The sequence below is a fragment of the Neisseria sp. Dent CA1/247 genome, assembly GCF_022870825.1.
Taxonomy (GTDB): domain Bacteria; phylum Pseudomonadota; class Gammaproteobacteria; order Burkholderiales; family Neisseriaceae; genus Neisseria; species Neisseria zoodegmatis.
In genome coordinates, this window is the sequence record NZ_CP091522.1 from 521,914 (window position 1) to 539,897 (window position 17,984).

General features: G+C 50.6%; 13 protein-coding genes, 2 tRNA genes and 3 rRNA genes. 9 read left to right on the forward strand and 9 right to left on the reverse strand.

Annotated features, from left to right (window positions below):
- Positions 1–11 precede the first annotated feature (11 nt).
- Together yihA and LVJ85_RS02610 are read left to right on the forward strand one after the other, a co-directional pair.
- A complete protein-coding gene (yihA, locus tag LVJ85_RS02605) occupies positions 12–665 on the forward strand; it encodes a ribosome biogenesis GTP-binding protein YihA/YsxC (protein WP_244741209.1) in 654 nt (217 codons plus the stop codon).
- Between the two features lie 151 nt (positions 666–816).
- The gene (locus LVJ85_RS02610) at positions 817–2,274 is read left to right on the forward strand and encodes a TrkH family potassium uptake protein (protein WP_244741212.1); all 1,458 of its coding nucleotides are present in this window, start codon (positions 817–819) and stop codon (positions 2,272–2,274) included.
- Positions 2,275–2,382: 108 nt separating this feature from the next.
- On the opposite strand, the gene hslO is transcribed toward LVJ85_RS02610, so the two are convergent.
- Entirely contained in the window at positions 2,383–3,309 is a 927-nt protein-coding gene (hslO, locus tag LVJ85_RS02615) for an Hsp33 family molecular chaperone HslO (RefSeq protein WP_244741214.1), read from the reverse strand.
- Positions 3,310–3,525: 216 nt separating this feature from the next.
- On the opposite strand from hslO, the gene LVJ85_RS02620 reads away from it, so the two are divergent.
- Entirely contained in the window at positions 3,526–4,254 is a 729-nt protein-coding gene (locus LVJ85_RS02620) for a YebC/PmpR family DNA-binding transcriptional regulator (protein WP_115135045.1), read from the forward strand.
- Positions 4,255–4,429: 175 nt separating this feature from the next.
- Here the strand turns inward: LVJ85_RS02620 and thrB are convergent, their stop codons facing one another.
- The gene (gene thrB, locus LVJ85_RS02625; protein WP_244741216.1) at positions 4,430–5,353 is read right to left on the reverse strand and encodes a homoserine kinase; all 924 of its coding nucleotides are present in this window, start codon (positions 5,351–5,353) and stop codon (positions 4,430–4,432) included.
- Between the two features lie 389 nt (positions 5,354–5,742).
- Between thrB and LVJ85_RS02630 the strand changes: the two genes are divergently transcribed.
- The 6 genes from LVJ85_RS02630 (at position 5,743) to LVJ85_RS02655 (ending at position 11,810) form a co-directional block, all read left to right on the forward strand.
- Positions 5,743–7,283: ribosomal RNA gene (locus LVJ85_RS02630) — 16S ribosomal RNA — on the forward strand.
- Positions 7,284–7,454: 171 nt separating this feature from the next.
- A tRNA-Ile gene (locus LVJ85_RS02635) sits at positions 7,455–7,531 on the forward strand.
- A 49-nt stretch (positions 7,532–7,580) separates the two neighbouring features.
- Positions 7,581–7,656 (forward strand) — tRNA-Ala (locus LVJ85_RS02640).
- 327 nt (positions 7,657–7,983) lie between these two features.
- A 23S ribosomal RNA gene (locus tag LVJ85_RS02645) occupies positions 7,984–10,870 on the forward strand.
- Positions 10,871–11,008: 138 nt separating this feature from the next.
- Positions 11,009–11,121: ribosomal RNA gene (rrf, locus tag LVJ85_RS02650) — 5S ribosomal RNA — on the forward strand.
- The 16S, 23S and 5S rRNA genes sit together here with 2 tRNA genes alongside, the layout of an rRNA operon.
- 377 nt (positions 11,122–11,498) lie before the next feature.
- Positions 11,499–11,810 carry a helix-hairpin-helix domain-containing protein gene (locus LVJ85_RS02655; RefSeq protein ID WP_095197808.1) on the forward strand — a complete coding sequence of 104 codons (312 nt, stop codon included), beginning with the start codon at positions 11,499–11,501 and terminating at the stop codon, positions 11,808–11,810.
- Between the two features lie 430 nt (positions 11,811–12,240).
- Here the strand turns inward: LVJ85_RS02655 and LVJ85_RS02660 are convergent, their stop codons facing one another.
- The 7 genes from LVJ85_RS02660 to LVJ85_RS02690 form a co-directional block, all read right to left on the reverse strand.
- Positions 12,241–12,426: a hypothetical protein gene (locus LVJ85_RS02660; protein WP_244741218.1), complete on the reverse strand. Its 186-nt coding sequence runs from the start codon at positions 12,424–12,426 to the stop codon at positions 12,241–12,243.
- Positions 12,427–12,611: 185 nt separating this feature from the next.
- Positions 12,612–13,619: an IS5 family transposase gene (locus tag LVJ85_RS02665; RefSeq protein WP_244742966.1), complete on the reverse strand. Its 1,008-nt coding sequence runs from the start codon at positions 13,617–13,619 to the stop codon at positions 12,612–12,614.
- Positions 13,620–13,739: 120 nt separating this feature from the next.
- Positions 13,740–14,105 (reverse strand): 50S ribosomal protein L19, encoded by a 366-nt coding sequence (gene rplS / locus LVJ85_RS02670; RefSeq protein ID WP_244741221.1) that lies wholly within the window; start codon positions 14,103–14,105, stop codon positions 13,740–13,742.
- 16 nt (positions 14,106–14,121) lie between these two features.
- Positions 14,122–14,874, reverse strand: a complete 753-nt coding sequence (gene trmD, locus LVJ85_RS02675; RefSeq protein WP_244741223.1) for a tRNA (guanosine(37)-N1)-methyltransferase TrmD — start codon at positions 14,872–14,874, stop codon at positions 14,122–14,124.
- Positions 14,874–15,383, reverse strand: coding sequence for a ribosome maturation factor RimM (gene rimM / locus LVJ85_RS02680; protein WP_244741225.1), 510 nt, complete (start codon positions 15,381–15,383; stop codon positions 14,874–14,876). The genes trmD and rimM overlap by 1 nt, the downstream gene beginning before the upstream one ends.
- 18 nt (positions 15,384–15,401) lie before the next feature.
- The gene (rpsP, locus tag LVJ85_RS02685) at positions 15,402–15,650 is read right to left on the reverse strand and encodes a 30S ribosomal protein S16 (protein WP_085364364.1); all 249 of its coding nucleotides are present in this window, start codon (positions 15,648–15,650) and stop codon (positions 15,402–15,404) included.
- 56 nt (positions 15,651–15,706) lie between these two features.
- Positions 15,707–17,974: a bifunctional acetate--CoA ligase family protein/GNAT family N-acetyltransferase gene (locus tag LVJ85_RS02690; protein WP_244741227.1), complete on the reverse strand. Its 2,268-nt coding sequence runs from the start codon at positions 17,972–17,974 to the stop codon at positions 15,707–15,709.
- Positions 17,975–17,984 lie beyond the last annotated feature (10 nt).

Consider the following 17,984-nt stretch of genomic DNA (forward strand, 5'->3'; position numbering starts at 1 on the left):
TTTTACCACTTATGAACTTATTTCAAAATGCAAAATTCTTTACTACGGTCAATCATCTGAAAGATTTGCCCGATACGCCTGCCGAAATCGCCTTTGTGGGGCGCAGTAATGCGGGCAAATCGAGTGCCATCAATACGCTGACCAATCATGTGCGTTTGGCTTATGTGTCTAAAACGCCGGGACGCACCCAGCACATTAATTTCTTTGAACTGGCGGGCGGTGGTTTTATGGTGGATTTGCCCGGTTACGGTTATGCACAGGTTCCCGAAGCGGTGCGCACACACTGGGTCAAATTGCTGGGTGATTATCTCCAGAAACGACAGCAGCTTATCGGTTTGGTGCTGATTATGGATGTGCGCCATCCGCTTAAAGAGTTGGACCTGAGAATGCTCGATTTTTTTCATATCACCGGCCGCCCTGTACATATATTGCTTTCCAAAGCCGATAAATTGTCTAAAAACGATCAGATAAAAACGTTGGCGGCGGTTAAAAAATCGCTGAAGCCGTATGCGGAACGGCAGCAGATCAGCGTGCAACTTTTTTCCAGCTTGAAGAAGCAGGGTATCGAAGAAGTGAATGCGGTGGTGGGCAAATGGTTTGCCGACCGTCAGGTGCCGGTAAATGGTGGCAATGTCGGAGATGAAGTTGCCGGGCAGCCGGAGTAAGCAGCTTGTTTTTTTAGAAGGTGCGCTTCAATCAAACTTTAGTACAAACCGCCGGCAAGATTTTTCAGACGGCTCTTCGGATTCTTAATCTATATGGATTTTTGATAAAATAGCCGGCGTTTTCATTCAGGCCGTCTGAAAACAGATAGTTATGTATAAAATCATCCCTACCATCCATATTTTATCGAAGCTCGGGGTATTGTTTTCGATACTTCTGCTGGTTCCTACCATGGTGTCGTATATTTATTTGGACGATGCCTTGCGTGCATTCGGCTCTACGGCGCTGGTGACCATCATCAGTTCGGTTGCCATATGGCTGCTGACACGCCGCTATCAGCGCGAACTGCGTGTGCGCGACGGTTTTACGCTGGTGTTTATGTTGTGGGTGGGTTTTGCCGTGGTGGCGGCGATGCCGTTTTATCTTTACTTTCCCCAAATGAGCTACACCGATGCGCTGTTTGAAGCGATGTCGGGGCTGACTACCACGGGTGCTACGGTGATTACCAGTTTGGACACGCTTGCCCCTTCGATTAATTTCTGGCGGCACATGCTCAATTGGCTCGGCGGTATGGGGATTATCGTGTTGGCGGTGGCGATTCTGCCTATGCTCGGCGTGGGCGGCACGCAGTTGTTTAAAGCGGAAATCCCCGGCCTTGATAAAGACAATAAAATTGCCCCGCGTATTTCCCAAGTGGCGAAAAAGCTGTGGCTTACTTATGCCATAAGCACCGTTGTTGCCTGTTTGGCGCTGTATTGGGCAGGCATGAGTTGGTTTGATGCGGTTTGCCATGCTTTATCGACGATTTCCCTCGGCGGTTTTTCTACCCACGACGACAGCATCGCTTACTTCAATTCCCCTTCTATCGAAATGATTGTGATGGCCATCACGTTGTTTGGCGCCATCAGTTTTGTGACCCATCTTTCCGTGGTCGGCGCACGCACACCGCAACGCTATTGGCGGGATGAAGAGTTCCGCATCATGGTGAGTATGCTGGTGGTCAGCATTACCGCGGTCAGCGTTTATTTATGGCACAATCAATACTATCCGACTTTTGAGGAATCGCTCCGTTACACATCGTTTAACTTCGTATCTATCGGGCTTTCCAGCGGATTTGCCAATGCCGACTTCGGTCAATGGCCGCTAATCACCTCTTTATGGATGTTTTTTCTGGCAAACGTTCTGGCCAGCTCCGGCTCTATGGGCGGAGGTATTAAGAATGCGCGTGCCATCGTGCTTGCCAAATTCAGTTTGCGCGAAATGTTGCTGCTGCTTCATCCTAATGCGGTGCGCAACGTTAAGGTAAACGGACGCACCATTCCCGAGCGCACGGCTTTGACCGTGATGGCGTTTATCTTTGTGTATTTCATGACCGTCGTGCTGTTCACTTTTCTGATGATGGCCACGGGCTTGGATTTTATTTCGGCCTTTAGCGCCGTGATTGCCTGCATTACCAATGCAGGCCCGGGTTTGGGCGTGGTCGGGCCGGCGCATAATTATTCTGCGTTGGCAGATGTTCAGAAATGGTTGTGTACCGCCGTGATGTTGTTGGGTCGTTTGGAAATTTTCACGGTGTTGATTCTGTTTACGCCGCCTTATTGGAAAAAATAAGAGAGTAGGTAAAAAACATGTTGAATGAGGGCTTGGTTAAATTGCCGTCATTCAACATGATAAGAGCGGAGATGAATTATTTACCAATCAATGGGTTGTCAATCAGGTTTATTGAAGCCTGAGTTTTTCCTCGCTAACCGCCTGAGCCACGTCCATGCCAAACAATGCATTAATGTCGGTCTCGTCAAACACATATTTTGCATTGCAGAAATCGCAATCAATTTCCACGCTGCCTTGTTCCAGCAGTACCGAGCCTACTTCTTCACCACCCAGCATCAATAACATATCACTTACCTTGCCTCGTGAACATGTGCAGGCAAATTCAATCGCTTCCTGCTCGAATACACGCGGCGGAGTTTCGTGGAACAAGCGGTAGAGGATATGGTGCGCGTCTAAAGTCGCCAATTCGTCGGCTGTTACGGTTTGGGCAAGTGTGACTATATGTTCCCATGCTTCTGCGTCGGGAGTGGATTCGGGCAGGCGTTGTACCAACAGGCCGCTGCACACTTTATCCGAGGCGGTGAGGGTGATGTGGGTATCTAATTGCTCGGAACGCTTCATATAGTTGACCAGCATTTCTGAAATGCTGTCGCCTTCAAGCGGTACCACGCCTTGCCACGGTTCTCCGTCTTGCGGTTGCAGGGTAATCACGAATACACCGCTGTCGCCCAATAATTCGCGCAGACTTTCGTTTTCTCCGATTTGAGCGTGCTCATCCCAACGTGCGGTGGCGCGGCAGGTGTCGGATGAAGTGGCTTCGACGACCAGCATTTTCAGTTTGCCTTTCCCCTGAACTTGAACAATTAACGTGCCTTCAATCTTCAAATTGCTCGACAATAATGCACCGGCTGCCAGTAATTCGCCCAAAGCGCGTTGGATGGCGGCAGGATAATGTTTTTGCTCGACAATGTGTTGCCATACTTTCTCAAGCCGCACATGTTGGCCGCGTACGGGCATATCGTCGAAAATGAAACGGGTTCGGCAGTCGGCATGATTTACCGCTGCGGCAGGAGTGTTGTTTTTAGTGTTGGTCATGGTTTTTGCCTACATAATAATTTTCAGATGGCCTGAATATGGTTACAGGCCGTCTGAAATCAAGTGCAGGCTGAAAACTGAGCGTAAATGTTGATAAACCTGAATAGATTCAACATCTCATGTTTTAAGCTTTTATGATAAAATACGCGCCTTTAAAATTTTGTATGTACAGTCGGCCTCATGAATTCAGTGGGGCGGGCATAGAAAGGAAGCAATATGGCAGGCCACAGTAAGTGGGCGAATATCCGTCATAAAAAAGAACGTCAAGATGCCAAGCGCGGTAAAATTTTTACCCGTTTGATCAAAGAGATTACCGTTGCAGCCAAAATGGGCGGCGGCGACCCTTCTTCCAACCCGCGTTTGCGGTTGGCAATGGATAAGGCTGTTAGCAACAACATGCCTAAAGACAATATCCAACGTGCGATTGATAAAGGTACCGGCAATCTGGAAGGTGTCGAATACGTCGAACTGCGCTACGAAGGCTACGGCATCGGCGGCGCGGCGCTGATGGTGGATTGTTTGACAGACAATAAAACCCGTACCGTTGCAGATGTGCGCCATGCGTTTAACAAAAACGGCGGCAATTTGGGCACAGACGGCTGCGTGGCCTTCAATTTCGTCCATCAGGGTTATCTGGTATTTGCTCCGGGCGTGGATGAAGATGCGCTTATGGAAGCCGCTTTGGAAGCCGGTGCAGAAGATGTGGTCACTCATGAAGACGGTTCGTTGGAAGTGATCACTGCGCCTAATGATTGGGCTGGTGTAAAAGCTGCTCTGGAAGCGGCAGGTTTCCAATCTGAGGACGGCGACGTTACCATGCGCGCGCAAAATGAAACCGAATTAAGCGGCGAAGATGCCGAAAAAATGCAAAAGTTGATTGATGCTCTTGAAGATTTGGATGATGTTCAAGACGTTTATACTTCCGCGGTATTGAACTTTGAATAGTTTTCAGACGGCCTCAATCTGAATTGAGTCATAAAAAAGCAGATGTACTTCATCTGCTTTTTTTATCATGTGAAGCTTGGAAATTAATTGAAGTTGAAATCAGTCGAGGAAGAATGATGAAAGCCGTCTGAAAATTTCAGACGGCCTTTAATCTTAATAGCTGCAATGCTAAGCGTTAGTTTTCCCGCAAGCTGATTAATAAGTCGCGGAACGCATTCGGGTCTTTGATGAAAGTCATTTCACCTTCTTGCGGGAAATAAAAGTCTAAAAGACGGGACACCCAAAAACGAATACAGCCTGCACGTTGCGCGGTAGGAAAATAAGCCCGTTCTTCGTCGCTAAGCGGGCGGACACTTTCGTAGCCTTCGATGAAAGCTTTTTCCAGTTCTTTGTCCAAATGATTACTGGCTGTGCGTGCCCAGTCGTTTACCGCAATCGCCAAGTCATACATGAAGTTGCCGTTGCAGGCATAGTAAAAATCGATAAATCCGGCCACTTCTTCGCCGTCGAGCAAAACATTATCTTTAAAAAGGTCAGCATGAATAATGCCGGAAGGTAAAGATTCGCCGTTGTTTTTATCTAAATAATCAATTTCACTTTTTAATAATGCAGCATCTTCAGCATTTAATAAAGGAAAAAGCTGGGTATAGGCATTGCGCCACCAATCCCTATAACGAGGATTAGCCATCTTGGAAGGAAAACTTTGTCCGGCCCAATGCATTTTGGCCAGCATAGCTCCGGTGTGAAAACATTGGTTCGCGGTCGGCCAACTCGTATCGGAGCCTCTTAAACAAGTTACTAAACATGCAGGTTTGCCAACCAAAATAGAATCGAATTTTCCGTCTTTGCGCATAACAGGCGCAGGGCAGGCAACCCCATTTTTGCTGAGATGTTGTTTGAGTTCCAAAAAGAAAGGTAGCTCGCGTTGCTGTAAAGTTTCAAACACAGTTAAAACGAAGCGCCCTTTAGTAGTAGTTAAAAAATAATTACTGTTTGTAATCCCCTGAGCAATCCCTTGCAGGGAAATAAAATCGCCTAAGTTGTAATCATTTAAGAATTCACGCATTTCATCATCTGAAACGCTGGTATAAACAGACATACACAAACCCCATAAAAATGAACTTCATATCATATCAAAAAAAACATAAGGTGAATGAGTTTCGCAGCTGGGGCGGAGAGGAAAAGTGTTGTATGAATTGGTTAGAAAAATGTCTGGATGAAATTTTCAAAAAATAATTCCCATAATAAACAGCGATATGTGATTTCCGTTGTGATTTTTTGCGTTGTGGTTGTTGACGGAGGTGCGGGCGGGTGTGTATAGTTCGGTTTCTTCGCTGCTGACACAGCGGCAACCGTTCTTTAACAACACAGATTACCGATAAGTGTGAGTGTCTTTAGGCCTCACACTGCGACAAAAACAGAGAGACAAGATTATACATTGTCTGTCAGTTACTTTGAAGCAGACCAGAAGTTAAAAAGTTAGAGATTGAACATAAGAGTTTGATCCTGGCTCAGATTGAACGCTGGCGGCATGCTTTACACATGCAAGTCGGACGGCAGCACAGAGAAGCTTGCTTCTTGGGTGGCGAGTGGCGAACGGGTGAGTAATGCATCGGAACGTACCGAGTAGTGGGGGATAACTGTCCGAAAGGATGGCTAATACCGCATACGCTTTGAGAAGGAAAGCAGGGGCTCTTCGGACCTTGCGCTATTCGAGCGGCCGATGTCTGATTAGCTGGTTGGTGGGGTAAAGGCCTACCAAGGCGACGATCAGTAGCGGGTCTGAGAGGATGATCCGCCACACTGGGACTGAGACACGGCCCAGACTCCTACGGGAGGCAGCAGTGGGGAATTTTGGACAATGGGCGCAAGCCTGATCCAGCCATGCCGCGTGTCTGAAGAAGGCCTTCGGGTTGTAAAGGACTTTTGTCAGGGAAGAAAAGGTTGTGGTTAATACCCATGACTGATGACGGTACCTGAAGAATAAGCACCGGCTAACTACGTGCCAGCAGCCGCGGTAATACGTAGGGTGCGAGCGTTAATCGGAATTACTGGGCGTAAAGCGGGCGCAGGCGGTTACTTAAGTCAGATGTGAAATCCCCGGGCTCAACCTGGGAACTGCGTTTGAAACTGGGTGACTAGAGTATGTCAGAGGGGGGTAGAATTCCACGTGTAGCAGTGAAATGCGTAGAGATGTGGAGGAATACCAATGGCGAAGGCAGCCCCCTGGGATAATACTGACGTTCATGCCCGAAAGCGTGGGTAGCAAACAGGATTAGATACCCTGGTAGTCCACGCCCTAAACGATGTCAATTAGCTGTTGGGCAACTTGATTGCTTAGTAGCGTAGCTAACGCGTGAAATTGACCGCCTGGGGAGTACGGTCGCAAGATTAAAACTCAAAGGAATTGACGGGGACCCGCACAAGCGGTGGATGATGTGGATTAATTCGATGCAACGCGAAGAACCTTACCTGGTCTTGACATGTACGGAATCCTCCAGAGACGGAGGAGTGCCTTCGGGAGCCGTAACACAGGTGCTGCATGGCTGTCGTCAGCTCGTGTCGTGAGATGTTGGGTTAAGTCCCGCAACGAGCGCAACCCTTGTCATTAGTTGCCATCATTTGGTTGGGCACTCTAATGAGACTGCCGGTGACAAGCCGGAGGAAGGTGGGGATGACGTCAAGTCCTCATGGCCCTTATGACCAGGGCTTCACACGTCATACAATGGTCGGTACAGAGGGTAGCCAAGCCGCGAGGTGGAGCCAATCCCACAAAACCGATCGTAGTCCGGATTGCACTCTGCAACTCGAGTGCATGAAGTCGGAATCGCTAGTAATCGCAGGTCAGCATACTGCGGTGAATACGTTCCCGGGTCTTGTACACACCGCCCGTCACACCATGGGAGTGGGGGATACCAGAAGTAGGTAGGGTAACCGCAAGGAGCCCGCTTACCACGGTATGCTTCATGACTGGGGTGAAGTCGTAACAAGGTAGCCGTAGGGGAACCTGCGGCTGGATCACCTCCTTTCTAGAGAAAAGAGGCTGAGAGGCACTCACACTTATCGGTAAACTGTGATATTAAAGATGCGTTTAAGCTTGAAGATGTGCTGCATGAATTACTTTTAAGCCGAGCATGACCGAAAAGGTTATTCGGATTAAGAAGGATGGTTGTTGGCATATTGGAAAGCAAAGAGACCTTGGGTTTGTAGCTCAGCTGGTTAGAGCACACGCTTGATAAGCGTGGGGTCGGAGGTTCAAGTCCTCCCAGACCCACCAGACATTCTCAAAGCAAGAGTAAGCAGTATCGATACTTGAGTAAGAGTATGGGGGCATAGCTCAGTTGGTAGAGCACCTGCTTTGCAAGCAGGGGGTCATCGGTTCGATCCCGTTTGCCTCCACCAAACATTTAAAGACTTTACAAATTAAAGTTAGCTGCTACAATGCGCAGCTCATTTTAATTTGCGAAGTTTGAGACAAAAGTTTGTTTCATATAAACGCATTGATCTTTAACAAATTGGAAAGCCGAAATCAACAAACAAAGACAATGTCGGCTTACTGTAACAGGTAAGCCGCAGTATTTGGGTGATGATTGTATTGACCGGATTGTGAAACACAAAAGGCACAGTTCGGTACACAACAAGCAGTAAGCTTTGTCAAAGTAGAGTCTTCAAGTTGCGTAGGTAGTCAACGCCGAAGCAACGAAGTCAGAGAGGTTCTTGAAATGATAGAGTCAAGTGAATAAGTGCATCAGGTGGATGCCTTGGCGATGATAGGCGACGAAGGACGTGTAAGCCTGCGAAAAGCATCGGGGAGCTGGCAATAAAGCTATGATCCGGTGATGTCCGAATGGGGAAACCCACCGTATTTTGTACGGTATCCTTATCTGAATACATAGGATAAGCGAAGCGAACCCGGAGAACTGAACCATCTAAGTACCCGGAGGAAAAGAAATCAACCGAGATTCCGTAAGTAGTGGCGAGCGAACGCGGAGGAGCCTGTATATGATAGCTGTTGAGATAGAAGAACAAGCTGGGAAGCTTGGCCATAGTGGGTGATAGCCCCGTATTCGAAATTTCATCAGTGGTACTAGGTATACGACAAGTAGGGCGGGACACGTGGAATCCTGTCTGAATATGGGGGGACCATCCTCCAAGGCTAAATACTCATCATTGACCGATAGTGAACCAGTACCGTGAGGGAAAGGCGAAAAGAACCCCGGGAGGGGAGTGAAATAGAACCTGAAACCTGATGCATACAAACAGTGGGAGCCTATTAATTGGGTGACTGCGTACCTTTTGTATAATGGGTCAACGACTTACATTCAGTAGCGAGCTTAACCGGATAGGGGAGGCGTAGGGAAACCGAGTCTTAATAGGGCGATGAGTTGCTGGGTGTAGACCCGAAACCGAGTGATCTATCCATGGCCAGGATGAAGGTGCCGTAACAGGTACTGGAGGTCCGAACCCACGCATGTTGCAAAATGCGGGGATGAGCTGTGGATAGGGGTGAAAGGCTAAACAAACTCGGAGATAGCTGGTTCTCCCCGAAAACTATTTAGGTAGTGCCTCATGTATCACTTCCGGGGGTAAAGCACTGTTATGGCTAGGGGGTCATTGCGACTTACCAACCCATGGCAAACTAAGAATACCGGAAAGTGCAATCATGGGAGACAGACAGCGGGTGCTAACGTCCGTTGTCGAGAGGGAAACAACCCAGACCGCCAGCTAAGGTCCCAAATGACAGATTAAGTGGTAAACGAAGTGGGAAGGCCCAGACAGCCAGGATGTTGGCTTAGAAGCAGCCATCATTTAAAGAAAGCGTAATAGCTCACTGGTCGAGTCGTCCTGCGCGGAAGATGTAACGGGGCTCAAATCTGTAACCGAAGCTGCGGATGCACCTAGTGCATGGTAGGGGAGCGTTCTGTAGGCCGATGAAGGTGACTTGAGAAGGTTGCTGGAGGTATCAGAAGTGCGAATGTTGACATGAGTAGCGATAAAGCGGGTGAAAAGCCCGCTCGCCGAAAGCCCAAGGTTTCCTACGCAACGTTCATCGGCGTAGGGTGAGTCGGCCCCTAAGGCGAGGCAGAAATGCGTAGTCGATGGGAAACGGGTTAATATTCCCGTACTTGATTCAAATGCGATGTGGGGACGGAGAAGGTTAGGTTAGCAAGCTGTTGGAATAGCTTGTTTAAGCCGGTAGGTGGAAGACTTAGGCAAATCCGGGTCTTCTTAACACCGAGAAGTGATGACGAGTGTCTACGGACATGAAGTAACCGATACCACGCTTCCAGGAAAAGCCACTAAGCTTCAGTTTGAATTGAACCGTACCGCAAACCGACACAGGTGGGCAGGATGAGAATTCTAAGGCGCTTGAGAGAACTCGGGAGAAGGAACTCGGCAAATTGATACCGTAACTTCGGGAGAAGGTATGCCCTTTGATGTGAAAGACTTGCTCTGTAAGCATTGGAGGGTCGCAGAGAATCGGTGGCTGCGACTGTTTATTAAAAACACAGCACTCTGCTAACACGAAAGTGGACGTATAGGGTGTGACGCCTGCCCGGTGCTGGAAGGTTAATTGAAGATGTGCAAGCATCGGATCGAAGCCCCAGTAAACGGCGGCCGTAACTATAACGGTCCTAAGGTAGCGAAATTCCTTGTCGGGTAAGTTCCGACCCGCACGAATGGCGTAACGATGGCCACACTGTCTCCTCCCGAGACTCAGCGAAGTTGAAATGGTTGTGAAGATGCAATCTCCCCGCTGCTAGACGGAAAGACCCCGTGAACCTTTACTGTAGCTTTGCATTGGACTTTGAAGTCACTTGTGTAGGATAGGTGGGAGGCTTAGAAGCAGAGACGCCAGTTTCTGTGGAGCCGTCCTTGAAATACCACCCTGGTGGCTTTGAGGTTCTAACCCAGGTCCGTGATCCGGATCGGGGACCGTGCATGGTAGGCAGTTTGACTGGGGCGGTCTCCTCCCAAAGAGTAACGGAGGAGTTCGAAGGTTACCTAGGTCCGGTCGGAAATCGGACTGATAGTGCAATGGCAAAAGGTAGCTTAACTGCGAGACCGACAAGTCGAGCAGGTGCGAAAGCAGGACATAGTGATCCGGTGGTTCTGAATGGAAGGGCCATCGCTCAACGGATAAAAGGTACTCCGGGGATAACAGGCTGATTCCGCCCAAGAGTTCATATCGACGGCGGAGTTTGGCACCTCGATGTCGGCTCATCACATCCTGGGGCTGTAGTCGGTCCCAAGGGTATGGCTGTTCGCCATTTAAAGTGGTACGTGAGCTGGGTTTAAAACGTCGTGAGACAGTTTGGTCCCTATCTGCAGTGGGCGTTGGAAGTTTGACGGGGGCTGCTCCTAGTACGAGAGGACCGGAGTGGACGAACCTCTGGTGTACCGGTTGTGACGCCAGTCGCATCGCCGGGTAGCTAAGTTCGGAAGAGATAAGCGCTGAAAGCATCTAAGCGCGAAACTCGCCTGAAGATGAGACTTCCCTTGCGGTTTAACCGCACTAAAGAGTCGTTCGAGACCAGGACGTTGATAGGTCGGGTGTGGAAGCGCAGTAATGCGTGGAGCTAACCGATACTAATTGCTCGTGAGGCTTGACTCTATCATTTGAAGGACTTTGGATAGTTTCTTTGAATAAGCTTGCATCAGTCTTGTGAGACTGATACACATCACCGTTGATTAAAGAATAAATAAGTGGAAGCGAGCTTCCATAACGGCTTACCGATTTGTACAGTTTACGTCTGGCGGCCATAGCGAGTTGGTCCCACGCCTTCCCATCCCGAACAGGACCGTGAAACGACTCAGCGCCGATGATAGTGTGGATACCCATGTGAAAGTAGGTCACTGCCAGACACTTATTCCGAACCCCCGATACTTGTGTATCGGGGGTTTTAGTATTGCGGTCGTGGACAGGAAAATTTATTGGGTTCGGATGACGGCTCATAAGGTTAGTTTGCCGGCAGGCTTGTGCGCAATAGGCACAGAAGCCGAGAAGGCCGGTATATGGCGGATCAAAGGGGGGCGGAGTGGTAATGGAAAGACAGCGTGTTGTTGGGGAGCGACAATGTTCTCTATGTATATAGTAACCAGAGTTAAAAGTATTTGAAGGGTGTTGGGAATCTGTTTATGATGGTTCGGACTGCCTGTGCGGGCAGTGTGAGGTATATTGCCTGTTGGTAGAGGCCTCAGGTATGACACATTACGGAAAACCATCAAGAAGGATTTAGAAGATGAAGAAATATTTAGCGGGTGCGCTGGCTCTGTTGTGGTCGGCGGTATCGCTGGCGGCGGTGAATATCAATACGGCGACGGCGGAGGAATTGAAGGCGTTGCCGGGTATCGGTCCGTCGAAGGCGGCGGCGATTGTGGAGTACCGTCAGCACAACGGTCAGTTTAAGAGTGTTGACGATTTGAAGAATGTGAAGGGTATCGGCGAGGGTATTTTAGCGAAGTTGCGCGATGAGGCGACGGTTGGTGGCGGTAAGAAGCCGGCCAAAGCGGCGGTGCCGGCGCTGAAGGAGAAGGCTAAAGAGAAGCGCTGATAGAGCCTAGGTTTGCTATCGACTGAATTGGCAGATTGGTGTTGTTTGGTTGGCAGTGGGCATAGTATAGAGAGCGGCCGGATGCGGGAGTGTCCGGCCGCTTCGTTTGGGGCGGGAAAAGAAAGCGGGTGTCGGTTCTAATGCGTTATAAAAAGTAACGGCAGAAGGACGACAGTGCTGGGGAAGGCGCTTGAAGCGAAGACGGGAAAGCGGGAGGCCGTCTGAAACCCGGAACGCTGTGGCTGATGCCATCCATAACCGGCAAAGTAGTTCAATAGTGGCTGTAAGGGAAGGAGGCTTTATTTCATCCTTGCTGACGTTACCAATATTCAATCTCCTACCGGCGGGAAAGGAAAACGGTAACGGCAGAAGGAATGACCGCACTTTGCAGATACCTCAACGCGTTATGGTTGCGTTTATCCTTGATTACCTACTTAGCAGCTGCCGCTTCGGGGCGCACCACCACCACGCTGGAGCGTTCGGGCGTGAGCAGTTTGGCGGCGGCCTGCACCTCGGCGGCATTTACCTGCTGCAAACGGCGGCGGATGGCTGTCTCGTCGTGGTAGCTGAAACCGCGGGTTTCCAGCGTGCCCAGCAGCGACGCTTGGGAGGTCATAGAGTCGCGGGCGTAGATTTTAGAGGCGGCGGAAAGACGGTGGACGCGGTGAAGCTCGGGACTTTTGTAAAAATTGGCCTTTACCCAACAGCTGGGGCCAAAACACAGGGTTTCGGCTGTTTTTCTATTTCAATGCTCTCTTTATTCTCCTCAAATACCCGATAATCGGGTATCTGAGCTGCCTTTCAGATGGCAACAAGCGCACGTAGCCTGTTGGCTGCTTTCAGCAGGTTCAAACACATCGCCTTCAGATGGCTTTGCGCACTCACTTTGCTCAGGCCAAAATAAGTTGCCCGGGCATGGCAGAATTTACGGTGCAGCGTACCAAAGCTTTGTTCGACCACATAACGGGTTTTTGATAAATGTCGGTTACGTTTGGTTTGCGCTTCCGTCAGCGGCCGGTTGCGGTGGGATTTGCACATGATGCCGTCCCGCAACTGATGTTCTTCCAGATGTTGCCGGTTTTCCATACTGTCGTAGCCTTTATCGGCATAGACAGTCGTGCCTTTGGCTAGGCCTTCCAACAAAGGCAGCAGGTGTTTGCACTCATGGGCATTGGCGGCAGTGATGTGCAGTTTCTCAATATAGCCTTCCGCATCGGTACGGGTATGTTGTTTGTAACCCAGATGGAAGCGGCCGTCTTTCTTTACCCAACGGGCATCGCTGTCTTTACTCGGTGTGGTTTGGCTGTTGACCCGCCCTTCGTCATCCACTTCTATGGCCTGACGCTGTTTGCCGCCGGCCGTCTGAATAATGGTAGCGTCAACGATGGCGGCGGATGCTTTCTCTACTTTTAAACCCTTGTCAGTCAGTTGGCGGTTAATCAGATCCAGTAATTCGGCCAAGGTGTTGTCTTGCGCCAGCCAGTTGCGGTAACGGCATAAGGTGCTGTGATCGGGGATGCTCAGTTCGTCAAAACGGCAAAACAGATGGAAATCGATGCGGGTAATGAGGCTGTGTTCGAGTTCGGGATCGGAAAGGCTGTGCCATTGGCCGAGTAGAACGGCTTTGAACATGGACAGCAGGGGATAGGCGGGACGGCCGCGGTGGTTTCGAAGGTAACGGGTTCTTTGATGGTTGAGGTAATGCTCGATCGGTTGCCAATCAATCACCTGCTCCAGCTTCAACAGGGGGAAGCGGTCGATGTGTTTGGCAATCATGGCTTGTGCGGTTTGCTGAAAGAAGGTATTTATGAGAAATTTGCTGAATATTTTAGTGAAAAATCTGAAGTAGTTTTAGGTAATTAATTGTAGAAGGATCTTTAGTATGTAAAAAAACCCGCTGTAAATAGCGGGTTTTGGATTCGTGAAAAATTAACCTTTGCGGGCAGGTAATTTTTCTTTAATGCGTGCAGCTTTACCGGTGAGGCCGCGCAGGTAGTACAGTTTGGCACGACGTACGTCACCACGGCGTTTAACTTCGATTTTTTCTACATTGGGAGAGTACAGTTGGAAAGTACGCTCAACGCCTTCGCCGCTTGAAATTTTGCGTACGATGAAGTTGCTGTTCAAACCGCGGTTACGGCGTGCGATAACAACGCCTTCGTAAGCTTGCAGACGGCTGCGGTTGCCTTCTACTACGCGTACGGATACGACAACGGTGTCACCGGGTGCGAATTCCGGGATGTTTTTGTTCAAACGAGCAATTTCTTCTTGCTCTAATTGTTGAATCAGGTTCATTTGTTTATTTCCTAAATTATGATTGGATATCCTGTTGCTCTTGTTTGATTGCTTCCAAGAGGCGGGACTCCTTTGGGATTAAACTGCGCTTGGCCAGTAAGTCGGGGCGGCGCTCTAAGGTGCGGCGCAGCGATTCTTTTAACCGCCATTCCGCTATCAGGCCGTGGTTTCCCGTGCGTAATACTTCGGGAACTGCCATGCCCTGAAATTCTATGGGTTTGGTGTAGTGGGGGCAATCCAAGAGGCTGTCTGAAAACGAATCTTGTTGTGCGGACTGTGCATCGCCCAGTACACCGGGTATCAATCTTAATACGGCATCCATCAACATCATGGCGGGTAATTCGCCTCCGGAAACGACAAAATCTCCGATGCTGATTTCTTCATCTACGCTGGTTTGTAATAGTCGTTCGTCTATGCCTTCGTAACGGCCGCATAGCAGAATGAGGTTGTCCAGCGTGGCTAACTCTGTAACTTTTGAATGAGTCAGCGGTGTTCCTTGGGGGCTGAGATAGATTACTCTGCCGCTGCCGGAATGTTGGTTTTGTTTGGCTTCTTCGATGGCGGCCTGCAAAGGCGGTGCCATCATAATCATGCCGGGACCGCCTCCGAAGGGGCGGTCGTCGATATAGCCGAGTTTGTTGTCGGCGAAACGTCGGGGATTGATGGCGCTAAACTGCCACAGGTTTTGTTTCAATGCCCGCCCGGTTACGCCGTATCGGGTAATGCTGTCAAACATTTCCGGAAAGAGGGTAATGGCTTGAATCAGCATCAGTAGTCTTGACCCCAATCGGCAGTGATGATTCTTTTTTCGGTATCGACGTTGACGATAAATTGGGAGACGAAGGGGATCAGCTTTTGTCCGTATTCTCCATCTACTACCAACACGTCGTGTGCGCCGGTTTCCATCAGGTTTTTTACTGTACCCAACGTCATGTTTTCTGTGTTGGTAACAGTCATGCCCACTAAATCGGCCCAGTAGTATTCGCCTTCCTCTGCGGGAGCGAATTCCGAACGGGGGATTTCGATGGTGTAACCGCGTAAAGCAAATGCTTGGTCGCGATCGTTGATTCCTGCAAATTTTACCTGAAGTTCGCCGTTGACGACTTTGCCGGCTTCAAGGCTTACGTTCAGGGATTGACCGTCTTTGACAAGCTGCCACTCGGGGTAGTCCAGCAGGCTGTCGGTGTATTCGGTGTCGGCGGCGATTTTGAGCCAGCCTTTGATGCCGAATACGCCTTTGATGTAGCCCATGGCTACCCTTTGATGAGTGTCGGTCATGGCAGTATGTGTCTTGGATTAAGCAGCAGCTTTTTGCTCTTTAACCAGTTTGGCAACGGCATCGCTTACTTGTGCGCCTTGGCTGATCCAGTGGTTCAGGCGGTCGGCGTTCAGGCGTACGCGTTCTTGTTTTTCGTTGGCAACGGGGTTGTAGAAGCCTACGCGCTCAATGAAACGGCCGTCGCGGCGGTTGCGTGAGTCGGTTACTACTACGTTGTAGAACGGGCGGTGTTTTGAGCCGCTGCGGGCTAAACGGATAACTACCATGAGTGATTCCTTTGATAAAAATCGGATGTATAGAAAACCGCTAATTTTAGAATAAATTACGATCTTAGTGCAAGTATTTGTTGTTTTAAATTGCGCTTGATGTTGTTTACGGGCGTATCTTCTTCGGGATTCAGGTTGTATATGACTTCGGTCAGCCGGTTGTCATGGGGCGAGGGGTGTGCGCTGAAGCCGAGTTTTTCTGCGAGTTTCTGCATGGCGGGGTTGGTGTTGAGGATTTCGGCGCTCATTTCTTGATAGCCTTGCTGTTTGGCGAGTTGCAGGATTTGTTCCATCAAGTGTACGGCCAGCCCTTGTCCTTGCGCGGTTTCGGCGATGCTGATGCCGAATTCGCACCGTTCGGGGATGCCGGTGCTGCTGAAGCGGGATACGCCCAGCCAAGTGCCGTCTTCTGCTTCGGCGACGACGGCGGCTTCGTAGTGGTAATCGAGGTTGCAGGCTTGGGCAAGCATGATGGGGGTAAGCTCTTTGAGGTGGGCCATGTAGCGTGTGTAACGGCTGTGATCGGATAGTTGGCGCACAAATTCTTGCTTGGCTTCGGCGTCTTCTGGACGAAGCACTCTGATGTGTGCGGTTTGGCCGTTTCTTAAGGTAAAGATATGCGCGGGTTTGGCGGGGTAGGGGGCTTGGACATTGGCTGCGGGTTGCTCGGTTTCTCCGAGCGTGATTTCTGTGCCGGCGTTGTTGGCGCTGATGGTTACGGTTATCTCGCGGATGTGCGGCAGGCCGTCTGAAACGGTGTTCAGGCTGTGTAAAAGTTGGTGCACGGTTTTTTGGTGGCGTTTGAGGTCGGCTTGTTGGATGAGCCGTTCGGCATCTAAGGTGCTGAATGGCGGGAGGTAGGCGTGGGTTTGGCCGTGTGTTTCGGTATAGAGGACGGCGCCGTAATGGGGATGCCGTCTGAATGAGAGCGTGGCGAGTACGGGGGCTTCGGCGCTGCCGTATTCGGGCAAAAACAGGGCTTCGGCGAGCTGTTGGGGCTGGTCGGTTATTCGTGCGGCGGCTTGTGCGTCGGGTGTTTTGACGTATGCGGGCAGCGGCTTGGCGGTTTGGAGCAGTTTTGCTGCGAAGTCGGCACGGTCGGCTTGAAAACGGAAGGCTTCCAATGCTTGCGAGGCGTGGGCGAAGCGGAGGAGGCCGTCTGAAAAGGGGCTGACGATATAAAGTGGTTTGTCGGACTGTTTTTGCAGATGGATCAAAATGCGCGTAGTGTCTTCGGCATAAGGGTCTGTGCCCGCAACGACAGCGAGGAGTGCCTCGGTTTGGTGATGGTGGAGGAGGCTTTCGACGAGTGAACGGTAATGCGTGGGTGTGGGGTTTGAACCGATATAGCCGTATGGATTTTCAGACGGCCTGTGGCTTTCAGCGGGCAGTTGCAGGCGGATGCCGAGTGTTTCGGCTTCTCTTTGCAGGCGTCCGCAGGGTTCGCCGGAAATCAAGTGCAGCTTGCGGGCGGTTTTTTTGCGGGCGGATAGGGTGTGCAAGGCCGCGGCCACTTCTTCGCTGGAAAAGGCGACTATGGCGCCGGTGCGCAGGGCAAGGGCTTTGAGGATAGCTTGCTCTTCTTGGTCGGCATACGATGAAACCCACAGAATCACAGGCTTGCGGCGGGCTGTACGGCGGATGATGCTGAACAGGGTGCGCGGGTGTTCGTGGCGGTTGTAGGCGCTGACGATGATGTGGGTGTTGGGGTCGTTGCTCAGCAGCGCCATGACGTCGGCGGACGAGGTGGGGCTGAGCGGGAAATGCAGGCCGATATGGCAGGAAATGCCCAAGCCTGCTTGTTTGACGAGGGATATGGCTTCGGCGCTTTCGGTGGGGTGGCCGCTGATTAAGCCGATATTGCCTGCGGGGGCGTCGCGGCCGATGCCGGCGTTTAACCCGAGCGCGGGAATATGGATGCCGCCGGGGTGGCACACAATGGCCTGTACGTTCATCTTGCGGGCTTTTGATACGACGGCTTTGGTTTTGTCGGGCGCGTCTTCGGGTTGATTCTCCCAATCCTGTATCAACACTGCGTAGGGAATGTTTTGTTTGCGACAGGCTTTGAGTATGGCTTCGTAGCTTTCGGGCGGGGTGGTCGCCAAAACGGCATCGGCGGATTCGGGTATGCGCCCGATGTTGGTGTAGGCTTTTAAGCCGCCGACAGTTTTGTGGCGCAGGTTAACGGGCGTGATTTGGCCATTGAAAGGCGTGCGCAGCAGCGAGGTCAGCAAACGCTCGCCCAAGCTGTGGCGGCGTTCGCTGGCGCCGACAACAATCAGGCGGTTTAAGGAAAACAGGGTGGAAGGCGGCTGGCTGTGCATGGTGGCTCCT

What these genes read in the sequence shown, in the direction of transcription:
- yihA (WP_244741209.1), top strand. Translation starts at nt 12, where the DNA reads ATGAACTTATTTCAAAATGCAAAATTCTTTACTACGGTCAATCATCTG.
- LVJ85_RS02610 (WP_244741212.1), top strand. Translation starts at nt 817, where the DNA reads ATGTATAAAATCATCCCTACCATCCATATTTTATCGAAGCTCGGGGTA.
- hslO (WP_244741214.1), bottom strand. Translation starts at nt 3,309, where the DNA reads ATGACCAACACTAAAAACAACACTCCTGCCGCAGCGGTAAATCATGCC.
- LVJ85_RS02620 (WP_115135045.1), top strand. Translation starts at nt 3,526, where the DNA reads ATGGCAGGCCACAGTAAGTGGGCGAATATCCGTCATAAAAAAGAACGT.
- thrB (WP_244741216.1), bottom strand. Translation starts at nt 5,353, where the DNA reads ATGTCTGTTTATACCAGCGTTTCAGATGATGAAATGCGTGAATTCTTA.
- LVJ85_RS02655 (WP_095197808.1), top strand. Translation starts at nt 11,499, where the DNA reads ATGAAGAAATATTTAGCGGGTGCGCTGGCTCTGTTGTGGTCGGCGGTA.
- LVJ85_RS02660 (WP_244741218.1), bottom strand. Translation starts at nt 12,426, where the DNA reads ATGACCTCCCAAGCGTCGCTGCTGGGCACGCTGGAAACCCGCGGTTTC.
- rplS (WP_244741221.1), bottom strand. Translation starts at nt 14,105, where the DNA reads ATGAACCTGATTCAACAATTAGAGCAAGAAGAAATTGCTCGTTTGAAC.
- trmD (WP_244741223.1), bottom strand. Translation starts at nt 14,874, where the DNA reads ATGCTGATTCAAGCCATTACCCTCTTTCCGGAAATGTTTGACAGCATT.
- rimM (WP_244741225.1), bottom strand. Translation starts at nt 15,383, where the DNA reads ATGACCGACACTCATCAAAGGGTAGCCATGGGCTACATCAAAGGCGTA.
- rpsP (WP_085364364.1), bottom strand. Translation starts at nt 15,650, where the DNA reads ATGGTAGTTATCCGTTTAGCCCGCAGCGGCTCAAAACACCGCCCGTTC.
- LVJ85_RS02690 (WP_244741227.1), bottom strand. Translation starts at nt 17,974, where the DNA reads ATGCACAGCCAGCCGCCTTCCACCCTGTTTTCCTTAAACCGCCTGATT.